Source organism: Staphylococcus intermedius NCTC 11048, assembly GCF_002902385.1.
Lineage (GTDB): Bacteria > Bacillota > Bacilli > Staphylococcales > Staphylococcaceae > Staphylococcus > Staphylococcus intermedius.
In genome coordinates, this window is the sequence record NZ_PPQH01000029.1 from 13,404 (window position 1) to 26,685 (window position 13,282).

The following is a 13,282-nucleotide window of genomic DNA, read 5'->3' on the forward strand; positions in this document are numbered from 1 at the left end:
ATAATTAGCGCTTTGGTAAAATTAAGTTCAGTACAATCCCTGCTGTTGCTGATAATGCCATGCCTTCAATTGTAAGATGTACACCTAAATCAGATAAATTCAACATCATGTTACCGATACCGATAACGAGAATGACTGAAGCAATAACTAAGTTACGGTTTTGTGCAAAGTTGACTTGACTTTCCACTATCATACGTAAACCACTTGCTGCGATAGTTCCGAATAATAAGATGGACACACCACCCATGACTGGTGTTGGGATAGATGAAATCAGTGCCGTAAATTTTCCGACAAAGCCGAGCATCATCGCAAGGACTGCCGCGCCACCAATGACATAAATACTGTAAATTTTCGTAATCGCAAGCACGCCGATGTTTTCACCGTAAGTCGTACTTGGTGGTCCCCCGATAATACTTGAGAACATTGTCGATACCCCGTCACCAATGATGGAACGGTGTAATCCTGGGTCTTTGAAGAAGTTGCGTCCGACGATTTTATTGATAACCATTTGGTGACCGATATGTTCACTCACCGTTACAAACACAATCGGTAACATCACTGCGATTAAACCGAGATGAATGGAAGGCTGATAATCTGCAAATGGAATGTAAATATCTGGGAACTGGAACCAAGCCGCTTCTGCGACAGGCTTGAAATCTACAATGCCAAACAAGATAGCTGTAATGTAGCCGACGATAATACCGACTAACACTGGAATGAGCGAGAAAAAGCCTTTCGCAAATCCTTGTACGATGAGCGTGACAAGTAAGGTAATCCCTGCCACTGCTACAAAGCTTAAGTTGTACCCTTTCATTTCAGCTGAACTTTCAAACATTGCCATGTTCACAGCAGTCGGTGCCAAACTTAAACCGATAACCATAATGACTGGGCCTACAACGACAGGTGGCAATAAATGCATGAGCCAATTTGTACCACTCACTTTGATCGCTATACCGATGATGACGTACATCACACCACTCATAAAGAGCGCGACGAGCATGTCACCTAAACTGTTTGTACTTAAACCAGTAATAATCGGCGTAATAAAAGCAAAACTTGAACCGAGATATGCCGGAATTTTTCCTTTCGTAATCAAGATATAAAGTAATGTCCCTACCCCTGATGCAAGCAATGCAGATGATACGGGTAAGCCTGTTAAGAAGGGTACGAGTACTGTTGCCCCGAACATCGCGAATAGATGTTGTAAGCTTAAAAATACCCATTGACCTGCTTTCGGTTTTTCATTCACATCGAGTACCGGTTGAACCGTTCTCGTAAACATTTGTTCATTTTCCATTGTTTTCTTCCTTTCGCATAAAAAAAGTCTCTTCACCGATTAAGGTAAGAGACTGAGGTAACTTCAAGTAGCGATACACATAGACGCCAGCCTTAAAAAGCGGCATGGGATACATGGATGCTGTTTGAAATTGTACCTTTGTCAGTCTCTCGTACTGAATTAAAAGGTGTGATTATGTGATGACAACCGCATTGCGATCATCTATTTCTTCTAAGTAAACATTGACAGATTCTTCATGTGAGGTTGGAATATTTTTTCCGACGAAATCTGCACGAATCGGTAACTCTCGGTGACCACGATCCACGAGTGTCGCTAAACCAATCTTTTTCGGTCTCGCATGTAACAAAATTGCATCAAGAGAAGCGCGTACTGTACGTCCTGTATAAAGTACATCATCCACGATAATGACCACTTGATGATTCAAATCTGTGTCGATATCAAAACCAGGCACATCCAGCTGTTGGCGCGAATCGATATCATCTCTAAAACTTGTAATATCGATAGCTCCAGTTGGCACTTGCACTTCTTCAATTTGTTGAATCTTTTGTTGAATGCGTTGCGCTAAATACTCACCACGCGTCTTAATACCGAGTAATACGAGGTTTTCTGTCCCCTTATTGTATTCCAATATTTCATGAGCGATGCGTGTTACTGTTCTTTTAATAGCTGCTTCATCTAAAACAACACGTTCAGCCAATGATTTCACTCCTTACGTAAAAAAACTCATGCCTTCAATTAGACATGAGTTTTTCCCAATTTATATTTAACACTCTCATCAACTGTACCATTACGTCTCTCATACGTACTACGCGGTATCTGGATGATCGTTAATTAAATTGAATGATTGATATCATGTCTTTTGAGCCTCACGGGACTCCTTCTTAAAGACGATTCATTTTTTATTCGTTTTTTACTTGTTCTTATGGTAACGTTTTTGACACCAAAAGTCAAAGTAAATCTGGTAAATCTTTCAAAAACAATTAATCGGATTAAAGTTCTTCTTTACGCACTTGTTCAATGACAGCTTCAAATTCTGCAGGAAGCGGTGCAGTACGTTCGATATATTCGCCTGTCTTAGGATGTTCAAAACCGATTAATCCTGCATGTAAAGCTTGGCCACCAATTTCTAGCGTCTTTTTCGGACCATATTTCGGATCTCCAACAAGTGGATAACCAATATACTTCATATGCACACGAATTTGGTGCGTACGCCCAGTCTCTAGCTCACATTCAACAAGCGTATGATTTTTAAACGTTTCAATCACATTAAAATGCGTCACAGCTTCTTTACCGTCATCAACGACTGCCATAGATTGACGATCATTTTTATTTCGTCCAATCGGTGCCTCAATCGTTCCAAATTCATGTGGGATATGACCATGAACTAACGCAATATACTTTCTTTTCACTGTTTTCGCCATCAATTGTTCAACTAAACTACGATGCGCCACGTCATTTTTAGCGACCATGAGTAACCCTGACGTATCTTTATCAATACGGTGCACGATACCTGGACGAATTTCGCCATTGATGCCTGACAAGTTTTTGATTTGATACATTAAACCATTCACGAGTGTCCCTGTATAATGACCTGGTGATGGATGAACGACCATGCCTTTAGGTTTATAAACAATCGCTACGTCATCATCTTCATAGTAAATATCTAAATTTAAGTCTTCCGGTTCAATATCTGCTTCCACCACTTCTTTTTCAGTGATTTCGATGCGATCACCTAACTTAAGTTTATAATTCGACTTAACGGCTTTACCATTGACCTCAATCAATCCTTCTTTAATCCACTCTTGTAGCTGACTACGCGACCATTCTGAATTGAATTCAGGCAAAATTTTATCAATACGTTGTAAATGATGGGTTGCGTCTTCAATATTAAATATATGTTTTTCCATTACGACACCTTACCTTTTTGATTCTAATCTTTTAATAATACAATCATCAACAAGATCACACCTATTGTCAAACTCGCATCTGCAATATTAAAAATCGGGAAATCATAACCGAAAATGATGGTATCGATAAAGTCTACCACTTCACCACTACTGACACGATCAATAAAGTTACCTAATGCCCCCGAAAATAACAGACTGATCGCAATTTGCATCAGCATATTATGTTTCGCTTCTTTAATATAAAAGACGATGAGCGCAACTAAAATGATCACCGTAATAATGTAGAAGAATGTCATCTTCCCACTTAGTATACCCCAAGCGGCCCCATTATTGCGATGAGAAGTAATATATAAAAATTTTGGTAGCACAGCGAAAGATTCACCTATCGTCATTTGTGTACGAATGATAAATTTTGTAAGTTGATCGCCTATTAAAATAACGAGTGCGATAAAAAGAGATAGGCCGATGTAATATTGTTGTTTCATACTTTTTGTCCTTTCTGTTAGTCACTGCTACATTATAACACGATATATTTTAACTATGTAATTATTTCATGATAACTACATTTGAAATACATGCTAGGATTGTCAGTGATACAGTGTTGGACAGTTTAGAAAGAACGAATTAAAGTAGTGTAATTTGTAATTTTTGTTGTATGGAAATTGTCGCCTTATTTTGGAACATTGTAGTTAAAATGACAAGCTTGCTTAAGGATAACTTTTATTTACTAACTGCGATGACTTTCCTTGGGTCTCCCTTTGCCTCAACTTAATTTGGCTTTATAGATTGCTTTCTTGGGCTCGCGTTCCGAGATCACGCCTCGCTTCAACTAACCAACGCTTGATTGAAGCCTTACATTTGTAGTCGCGTTGGTGGATTTTCAGCTTCGGCTCTATGCCTCAGGAGTCTCGCCCAAATTGGCAATCTCATAAAGTCTCATCATTCTTCAGCATCTTGCAAACACCGTTGTCAGCGTTAAAGTTTAATAAAATGACATTGGAGAGACATTTAAAGTATATTATCATCACACATATTTCATCACAACTTTATTTTGCGCTATTTTCAAATCAAGTATTATGACCGCCTTAAATAGATGCGTACAAACTTTAAATTTATTTATGCCACGATGTTATTTAAAATTCACTCACTTCTTAACATTCCTAATAATTTTAAAAATTAGCAGTTCATAGTCCCCTTTCATATTGACTATTTGAATAATAAAAACGGGGATATATCCTTCGTTTTTCACCCAAATTTGAAAAAGTGTCTCCTATACGAGTGACAATGTTCTATTTCATGAGATTGCCTCTTTTTGAACGACCATACATCAGGTTGTAAGAACCGTGCACGACTCCCAAGGGAATGAATTCTGCACTTTAATACCGCTTTCTACCTTTGTACTGAACCGTTTAATCCAGTAGCTGCCTGACTTCTCAATGCGTTTATTTTCGAGAAGTTTAGTCATTCTTGCGGGGGCAGTACGACGAAATTTTTGTTACATATCAGATTTCTGTACTACTCCCAAAATCCAGTTCGGCTTCGATCTCATGTACACTAATTTAGTCGTAGGATTACCTTCTAGAACGCGAGGATTTTGTTCTGCAATCTTAGAGTTAATTTTTCTCCATAAAATCAAAAAGAGGGAATTTACACGACCAACTTACCTCTCCCTACCAATAATGGATAGTGGCTGTATGACCCTGTTGTCTTTAGTATTGTTGCCAATTTTATTGTGTGATTATCCCCAGATTGCATGAACTGTCCGAGACTCCTGAGGGATCAGCTGAGCCGGAAAATCCACCAAGGCTTCTATAAGTGTCACAGTTCAATCAAAGCCTTGGTTAGTTGAAGGATCAGCCCCTAGGAACGCGAGGACTTTGTTCTGCAATCTTAGAGTTAATTTTTCTCCATAGAATCAAAAAGATAGAATTTACACCACCAAATTACCTCTCCCTACCAATAATGGATAGTGGCTGTATGACCCTGTTGTCTTTAGTAATGTTGCCAATTTTATTGTGTAATTATCCCCAGATTGCATGAACTGTCCGAGACTCCTGAGGGATCAGCTGAGCCGGAAAATCCACCAAGGCTTCTATAAGTGTCACAGTTCAATCAAAGCCTTGGTTAGTTGAAGGATCAGCCCCTAGGAACGCGAGGACTTTGTTCTGCAATCTTAGGGTTAAGTGTTCTCCATAAAAACGCAAAAAAGGCAACATCAGCACTTTTCAGCGCCAACATTGCCTTCCTCAATAATCACTATTCTATTATACTAACGTTTTCACTACTTCTTGACAGCGCGGACATAAATCATCCAATTCACCAACACTGCCTAATGATTCACTATAATTCCAACAACGTGCACATTTCTCTCCGTCAGCTTGTGCGATTTCGATTGTACCGTGTTGATACACTTCACCTTTCGCATCTTCAACTAATTCAACTTGAGATACGATGAACAATTGATGTAAATCGCTGAAGCCTTCTAAAAATGCAAGTGTATCAAATGAAGGACTGTTACCGATTTTCACTTTGGCTTCTAAAGATTTACCGATAACTTTTTCATTTCTTGCTGCTTCTAATGCACGGTTCACATCATCACGTAACGCCATAAATGTGTTCCATTTTTCGATTAACGCGTGATCCACTTCTTCTTTCGCAGGCATATTCGTTAAATGTACACTTTCTTCTTCAACTTGTTCGATGTGCGACCAAACTTCTTCAGCAGTATGTGGAATGATTGGCGCAAGTAATTTTGTCATGTTCACTAAAATTTCGAACAGTACTGTTTGCATGCTGCGACGTTTATGCGCATTTTTTTCTTCAATGTAAAGAATGTCTTTACCGTAATCTAAATAGAAGTTACTTAATTCAACATTGATAAAGTTTTGAACTTCTTGATAAATATCTAGATAATCAAATGACTCATAATGATCTAACGTGCTTGCTGTAAACTCGCGTAAACGGTTTAAAATGTAGCGGTCGACTTCTAATAAATCCGCTTCAGCAATACGGTCTGTTGCTGGGTTGTAGTCGTTGATATTACCTAATAAGAAACGTAAAGTGTTACGGATTTTACGGTAAACATCAGCCACTTGTTTTAAAATTTCATCCGAGATACGTACGTCAGCAAGGTAATCTACTGAGCTCACCCATAAACGTGCAATGTCTGCACCTTTTTGTTTCACAATCGTATCTGGCACGATGACGTTACCTAACGATTTACTCATTTTCTTACCTTCTCCGTCCATAACGAAACCGTGTGACAATAACATTTTATATGGTGAACGGCCGCGTGTCGCAACTGATGTTGTAATGGATGAGTTGAACCAACCACGATATTGGTCACTACCTTCAAGATACATATCTGCTGGGAAACTTAACTCTGGACGTGTTTCAAGTACGCCGCGATGTGATGAACCTGAGTCGAACCAAACGTCCATGATGTCTTGTTCTTTCGTAAATTCACCGTTCGGGCTACCTGGATGTGTAAAGCCTTCTGGTAATAAGTCTTTCGCGTCACGTTCGAACCATACGTTAGAACCATGTTTTTCGAATAAATCTGCCACATGGTAAACTGTTTCTTTCGTCATGATGATGTCGCCGTTTTCAGCGTAGAATACTGGTAATGGCACACCCCATACACGTTGACGTGAGATGACCCATTCACCACGGTCACGAATCATGTTGTAAATACGTGTTTTACCCCAGTCGACTTTGAATTTTGTATCTTCAATCGCGTCTAAAATGTCTTGTCTCACTTTAGAAATTGACGCAAACCATTGTGGTGTCGCTCTGAAAATCACAGGCTTTTTCGTACGCCAGTCATGTGGATAACTATGCGTAATAAAGTTTAATTTAAGTAATGCACCTTTTTCAGTTAACAATTCTGTCACAGCTTTATTGGCTTCATCGTAAAACATGCCTTCAAATGGACCACCTTCAGCTGTAAAGACCCCTTTATCGTCTAATGGGCTGATGACATCTAAACCGTATTTTTGACCAACGATAAAGTCATCTTCACCGTGTCCAGGCGCTGTATGTACACAACCTGTACCTGCATCTGTTGTGACATGTTCGCCATTGATGATGAGTGAAATACGATCGATAAATGGATGTTGTGCTTCGATATATTCTAATTCAGAACCTTTGAAATCTTTTTCGCGAACAACCGCTTCTTTGTCCCAACCTAATTGTTCAGCCACTTCATCAACTAATGCTTCAGCGATAATATAACGTGTACCATCCACATTCATTTGAACATACGTTAATTCAGGATGTACCGTAATTGCCACGTTTGATGGTAATGTCCAAGGTGTTGTTGTCCAAATGATAAATTTCGCATCATCCGCAACGATACCTTTACTGTCTTTGACGTCAAATGCGACATAAATCGAAGCCGAACGTTTATCGTGATATTCGATTTCTGCTTCTGCTAATGATGATTCACTTGATGGTGACCAGTAAACCGGCTTCTTCCCTTTGTAAATTAAGCCTTTGTCTGCCATTTCACCAAATAAACGAATTTGTGCTGCTTCATATTCAGGTTTTAATGTGATGTATGGATTATCGAAATCACCATTGACCCCTAAACGTTGGAAGTCTTTTTTCTGAATGTCGATTTGTTCCATCGCAAAAGCTTGACATTTATCGCGGAATTCAGCTGTTGTCATTTCTTTACGCTTAACACCTTTTTTTGTTAACGCTTGTTCAATCGGTAACCCGTGCGTATCCCAACCTGGAACATAAGGTGTATAAAACCCTTGCATCGTTTTGTAGCGGTTGATAAAGTCTTTTAAAATTTTATTCAACGCATGTCCCATATGTAAGCTACCGTTTGCATATGGTGGACCATCATGCAAGATAAAAGAAGGTTGTCCTTCATTTTTTTCTAACATTTTGCGGTATAAATCTTTCTCTTTCCACTCTTGTTGAATTTGCGGTTCCTTAGTCGGAAGTCCTCCGCGCATTGGGAATTTTGTCTTTGGCATAAGTAACGTATCTTTGTATTCCATTATAAATTACACTCCTTTAACTGAAAAAGAACTCTAAGCTCAGATATTCAGGGACGGACGTGCCGCGGTACCACCCTGCTTAACTCAGCTTAGAGTTCTCTCATTGATTATTATAAACATGTCGAAACAGTGATATAAAAAATAAGGTCATCTTATTAGGCTCTCACCGCTTCCTAACTCGCTGTATGGATGATTATCTCTTTTACTTGTCTGTTTCGTTTTGTGATGTTTCGTTTGATTGTTCAGCTTGTTGTTTTTCTTCTGCTGTAATGTCTTGTTCATTTAAATGTTGAAAATTTTCTTCTGTTACTTGTTGTGAATCTAAATCATAATTCAACAAGTATTCCCAGTCGTCACTTTTCAACAAGTCGAGCTGTGCCTCTACAAGCATTTTAAAACGTGAACGGAACACTTTAGATTGACGCTTCATATCTTCTGTTTGGAAAGATAAACGGCGTGCTTTTTCTAAACCGTCATTCACAATTTGACTTGCTTCTGCTTGTGCTTTTTGAATAATCGCATCTCGCTCTTTTTGTGCAGCTGCTTTTGTTTCATCGGCAGCACGTTGGGCACTGACAATCGCTTCACCGACTGATTTTTCAACCTCTTTGAAAGATTGAATATGTGCATCACGTTCTTCTAACACTTTTTCTAATTGTTTTTTATCTTCTTTTAAACGTTCGATTTCATGGCTCAACTGCTCTAAATATTGTTCTACTTCTGTCGGTTCGAAGCCATTTTTAATACGTGTGAACGATTTATTTTTAATCTCGCTAGGTGTAAAAGCCATTTCTTGCCCTCCTCCATCATACACTATTTAAATAAAGTTTGATAGGTGATTCTTAATTTATCTTTCTTAGTGCGATTACCAATTTCAGTGATTTTAGCACGACCAAAGCCTTGGATAGACAACAAATCTCCTGCTTCAAGTTGGAAATCAGCCGCTTCAATCAACGTATGATTGACTTTAACGCGTTTTCGTTGGATGTGTGTCTTCGCAATCGTTCGTGACTTACGAATCATTTCCTTCAATACAACGTCAAGTCTCGTTGCGCTCACTGTTGCTTCATGGGTCTCCCAATACTCTTCTGATTGTATCATATCTTCAAACGGGATAACATTAAGTTTAATTGTTGCCCCTTTAATACGTGTTAATTCTAACATAATATACGATTCAAGTTGCTTTGTCAAAACAAATTGAATCCGTTCAGCCACCATAATATCACCGACTTGTTCGCGTTCAATGCCGAGTGACATCAGTGTGCCAAGTACATGTTGATGCTGTAAAGTCACAAACTTTGCCGGATAATCAATTTCGATTAACGTTAACTCAAAATCTTCACGTGTCGGTTCATAATAACTTGGCGCAATGACTGCACGACATCTTTCTGCGTCACGTCCTCCATCAAAAGCCACATGTAAATCATTAAAACTTCCGACAATCACTTGCAACATGTATTGACCACGTGGATCTAAAAAATGCGTCAATACAGGCGCATATTGCGTTTCAGCCTGACGCACTTTATCTAATAAGTAGTCGATTTGTTCATGCTCTTCAGGTCTAAAATGTTGATAAATATCCATGTTTGAACTCCTTATTTGCTCAATGTTTCATCGTCAAAGCAAGTATACATTCCATTGTATTTCCTTATTTTCATTAAATTAAATGTCAAAACACAGTACGTACACCCTATTGATTTCAGTATACATGGCTTTGAAAGAACTTTAAAGCATGACATCGCACCCCGCTGATACACAAATCGTAGGAAAGGGACCAGGACACATTGCGTTTCCCAGCCCCTCTCCTACGATGGATGAAAATCAAAATATAGAAATATCAAATCAATTAAAGTTGATAGCGCTCAAACCTCTACGGATTATTTTGCTGTTACAATTTCAGACAGTCGGACTTTGCGATCTTCTTTCAGTGATAACGTACACGCATCCGCTGTCGCAATCGATTCAAGCGCTGCGACACCATTCGTCAGCTTCACATAATCTTCCTCGACTGTACCGCCCTGCATTAAGTGATGAAGATAAGCCATCTCTTTATCGATACATGTTTGTAACCACTGTGGCGTTCTCACACCAGGTTTACCATATGCAATCGCGCCATCCATACCACGTCCTGTATAAATCGCTGTCCGTTCATCATCTTCTTGTTGCGTTTCATGAATTAAGAAATGGGATTCACCTTCACCTTTCACCCGCAATGTCCCTGCCGTGTGATATAAGTCTAATTTAATGGCGCCTAATGTCCCTTCAATTAAGACATAGTGTTCGCCCCAACGAAACGCATTGCCATATTCCAACACCGCATAACGTTGATCTGCGTATTCTAACTGAATCAGCAACATATCATCTTCATCACCGAACTGTTCGCCTTGATGGTACACATTACCACCCACCATCGTCACTTTTTCAGGGAGCCCGCCCATCATAAATTGAATGCAATCCAGTTCATGAATATGATGATACAAATGTCCCCCCGACTGATTACGCAATTTCTTCCAGGAAACAGTCGGCTGTGGTTCTTCCCAACCTGTTCTTGCTGCATGACAAAAGAGGACTTTTCCTATTTTACCTTGCATAATCAGTTCTTTTGCACGATGAACCCCATTGAAGAAATTCATAATGTGGCCCGCCATAAACCATACTTGATTTTCTTCACATGCTGCGACCATCGCTTGACAGTCTTCGTAATTTAACGCAATCGGCTTCTCACAAAAGACGTGTTTGCCGTGTTCAGCCGCTTTAATAACGGGCTCACGATGTAAATGACTCGGTGATGCGACAATGACACAATCGACATCCTCACGAGACACCAGTGCGTCAAGACTCTCGCAGTTGTCCGCACCAAGCTCTGTCGCAATCGTTTCACCATGTGCGGGGTCATATATCGCTGTGACATGCGCACCATCAATCTTCACGAGTGAACGTGCCAAATCTGCCCCAAAGTAACCCGCACCGACAATACCATAATTCACCATCGTATTACCTTCTTTCACTCTATTTTGTAACTTTAATTCTATGCATTCAGGACTTTAAATACGAGTTTTTTCACGGGTTGATCGTTATCGCCAATTTTCGGTTGGTGCAAATCTTCTTCAAATGTAATTAACAGATTTGACGGTGTCATCTCAATTAATTGATACTGTTCACCTTTAAACAATGCAAAGTCATCCGTTTCATCATATGATGCCGTCTCTTCTGCAAACTGTGGCGACGTTACTGCTATTTTCTCTGTATTTTCTAACACTAAATGAATATCGATATACTTTTGATGATTTTCAAACTGCTGTCCTGCAACACCATCTGCCACATACGACATACAATTCGCAAACACATTGTCGCCATCAATGTCCACTTTCCCTAACTCTAGTGTTGCCAAATCCGTTTGCTCTAAAAAATCAACAACTTTACTAAAATGGGGATTCACTGCTACATATCTTTTCAAATCTTCACGTTCTGCTACAATCATTCCAAACACCTCTCCTTGAATTAATGACGTTTTTCCCAACTTTTATCTGCAAGAATTTCTGGGATGTCATGAATCGTTGTAAATTGTGGTGCTGACACTTTATTACCAGTTAATAATGAAACAATATAACCCACTACTAAAGAAACACTGATTGAAATAAATGAATATGCCCAGTAGTTGACCGCTTCTGGAGGCAATACATATTTAATGCACACCATCACAATTGTCGCAACGATTAAAGCAGCATAAGCGCCTTGCTTGTTCGCTTTTTTACTCACAAATCCTAAAATGAAAATACCACCGAGTAAACCGAGTACGAGTCCCATAAAGCCATTAAACCATTCGTAAGCTGATTTGATATCTGAGTGTGCCATCACAATTGCCACTAAAATCGAGAAAATACCTACTAATAATGAAACAATTTGTGCAATTCTCGTACGCACTTTATCTGACATTTGTTTCGCAACCACTTCTTGAATATCTAAAGTCCAAGATGTCGCTACTGAGTTTAACCCCGTTGAAATCGTCGACTGTGCTGCGGCATAAATCGCTGCTAAAATGATACCTGTCACCCCAACCGGCAACTGATACGCAATAAAGTAAATAAAGATTTGGTCACGTGGAATCGCTTTTGTTGCTTCACTTACATTTTGAAGTTGGTAAAAGACATATAAACCTGTTCCAATTAAATAGAATACTGTCGCTACACCTAATGACAATACACCGTTTGTGAACAACATTTTATTTAACTTTTTAATATTTTGTGTTGTTGTAAAACGTTGTACTAAGTCTTGAGAAGACGCATAAGATGAGAAAATCGTTAAACCAGAACCAAACACGATTAAGAAAATCGAACCTGATAAAATATTCGGATCAAAAATCTTTTCAGTTGGTGCAATAAATTTACCGTGTGCCAATTGTTCTGTAATCGCACCGACACCGCCATCAATATCTTTAATCAACACGAATAACGCAATCAATGCCCCAGCTGATAAGATAACCCCTTGAATAAAGTCCGTCCAAAGTACAGATTTCAAACCACCTGTATAGGAGTACACAATCGCGATTACGCCCATTAAGATGATTAAAATATTGATGTCGATACCTGTTAATTTTGCTAAACCAACTGATGGTAAATACATGATAATTGACATACGTCCAAGTTGATAAATGATAAAGAGTAACGCAGAAATGACACGTAATGATTTCGCTTCAAATCGACGCTCTAAATAATCATAAGCCGTATCAATATCCATACGTGCAAAGATTGGCAACACGTATTTAATTGCTAATGGAATGGCAATTAACATCCCTAATTGTGCAAACCATAAAATCCAACTGCCTGCATAAGAGTTCCCGGCAAGTCCTAAAAACGAAATCGGACTTAACATCGTCGCAAAGATAGAGACGGATGTCACATACCATGGCACCGAGCCATCCCCTTTGAAGAATTCTTTCCCTTGCATTTCTTTTTTCGAGAAGTAGAGCCCCGCCACTAAAACAGCAAGTAAGTATACAATTAATACAAATAAATCAACTAAAGTAAAACCCGTTGTATTCATCATCAACACTCCTTTATTATGCG

General features: G+C 39.1%; 10 protein-coding genes. All 10 read right to left on the reverse strand.

Annotated elements, in window-relative coordinates:
• Positions 1–4: 4 nt before the first annotated feature.
• The 10 genes from CD138_RS06605 to CD138_RS06650 all read right to left on the reverse strand — a co-directional run bounded on the left by CD138_RS06605 (position 5) and on the right by CD138_RS06650 (position 13,262).
• Positions 5–1,297 (reverse strand): uracil-xanthine permease family protein, encoded by a 1,293-nt coding sequence (locus CD138_RS06605; RefSeq protein ID WP_019167402.1) that lies wholly within the window; start codon positions 1,295–1,297, stop codon positions 5–7.
• A gap of 172 nt (positions 1,298–1,469) precedes the next feature.
• Positions 1,470–1,994: a bifunctional pyr operon transcriptional regulator/uracil phosphoribosyltransferase PyrR gene (pyrR, locus tag CD138_RS06610; protein WP_019167403.1), complete on the reverse strand. Its 525-nt coding sequence runs from the start codon at positions 1,992–1,994 to the stop codon at positions 1,470–1,472.
• A 292-nt stretch (positions 1,995–2,286) separates the two neighbouring features.
• Complete coding sequence (locus tag CD138_RS06615) at positions 2,287–3,204, reverse strand: RluA family pseudouridine synthase (protein ID WP_019167404.1); 918 nt, start codon at positions 3,202–3,204, stop codon at positions 2,287–2,289.
• A gap of 23 nt (positions 3,205–3,227) precedes the next feature.
• The gene (gene lspA / locus CD138_RS06620) at positions 3,228–3,689 is read right to left on the reverse strand and encodes a signal peptidase II (protein WP_026066762.1); all 462 of its coding nucleotides are present in this window, start codon (positions 3,687–3,689) and stop codon (positions 3,228–3,230) included.
• 1,779 nt (positions 3,690–5,468) lie between these two features.
• Positions 5,469–8,216, reverse strand: coding sequence for an isoleucine--tRNA ligase (gene ileS, locus CD138_RS06625; RefSeq protein ID WP_019169097.1), 2,748 nt, complete (start codon positions 8,214–8,216; stop codon positions 5,469–5,471).
• A gap of 202 nt (positions 8,217–8,418) precedes the next feature.
• On the reverse strand, positions 8,419–9,006 hold the full coding sequence (locus tag CD138_RS06630; RefSeq protein ID WP_019169098.1) for a DivIVA domain-containing protein: 588 nt from the start codon (positions 9,004–9,006) through the stop codon (positions 8,419–8,421).
• Positions 9,007–9,029: 23 nt separating this feature from the next.
• Positions 9,030–9,800 carry a YlmH family RNA-binding protein gene (locus CD138_RS06635; protein ID WP_019169099.1) on the reverse strand — a complete coding sequence of 257 codons (771 nt, stop codon included), beginning with the start codon at positions 9,798–9,800 and terminating at the stop codon, positions 9,030–9,032.
• Positions 9,801–10,093: 293 nt separating this feature from the next.
• The gene (locus tag CD138_RS06640; protein WP_019169100.1) at positions 10,094–11,206 is read right to left on the reverse strand and encodes a Gfo/Idh/MocA family protein; all 1,113 of its coding nucleotides are present in this window, start codon (positions 11,204–11,206) and stop codon (positions 10,094–10,096) included.
• A 38-nt stretch (positions 11,207–11,244) separates the two neighbouring features.
• Entirely contained in the window at positions 11,245–11,697 is a 453-nt protein-coding gene (locus CD138_RS06645; protein ID WP_019169101.1) for a NanQ anomerase/TabA/YiaL family protein, read from the reverse strand.
• A 20-nt stretch (positions 11,698–11,717) separates the two neighbouring features.
• Positions 11,718–13,262 (reverse strand): sodium:solute symporter family protein, encoded by a 1,545-nt coding sequence (locus CD138_RS06650; protein ID WP_241520307.1) that lies wholly within the window; start codon positions 13,260–13,262, stop codon positions 11,718–11,720.
• Positions 13,263–13,282: the final 20 nt, after the last annotated feature.

Excerpts from the sequence above, each read along its gene's own strand:
- CD138_RS06605 (WP_019167402.1), bottom strand. The coding sequence starts at position 1,297 with ATGGAAAATGAACAAATGTTTACGAGAACGGTTCAACCGGTACTCGAT.
- CD138_RS06615 (WP_019167404.1), bottom strand. The coding sequence starts at position 3,204 with ATGGAAAAACATATATTTAATATTGAAGACGCAACCCATCATTTACAA.
- lspA (WP_026066762.1), bottom strand. The coding sequence starts at position 3,689 with ATGAAACAACAATATTACATCGGCCTATCTCTTTTTATCGCACTCGTT.
- ileS (WP_019169097.1), bottom strand. The coding sequence starts at position 8,216 with ATGGAATACAAAGATACGTTACTTATGCCAAAGACAAAATTCCCAATG.
- CD138_RS06630 (WP_019169098.1), bottom strand. The coding sequence starts at position 9,006 with ATGGCTTTTACACCTAGCGAGATTAAAAATAAATCGTTCACACGTATT.
- CD138_RS06635 (WP_019169099.1), bottom strand. The coding sequence starts at position 9,800 with ATGGATATTTATCAACATTTTAGACCTGAAGAGCATGAACAAATCGAC.
- CD138_RS06640 (WP_019169100.1), bottom strand. The coding sequence starts at position 11,206 with ATGGTGAATTATGGTATTGTCGGTGCGGGTTACTTTGGGGCAGATTTG.
- CD138_RS06645 (WP_019169101.1), bottom strand. The coding sequence starts at position 11,697 with ATGATTGTAGCAGAACGTGAAGATTTGAAAAGATATGTAGCAGTGAAT.
- CD138_RS06650 (WP_241520307.1), bottom strand. The coding sequence starts at position 13,262 with ATGATGAATACAACGGGTTTTACTTTAGTTGATTTATTTGTATTAATT.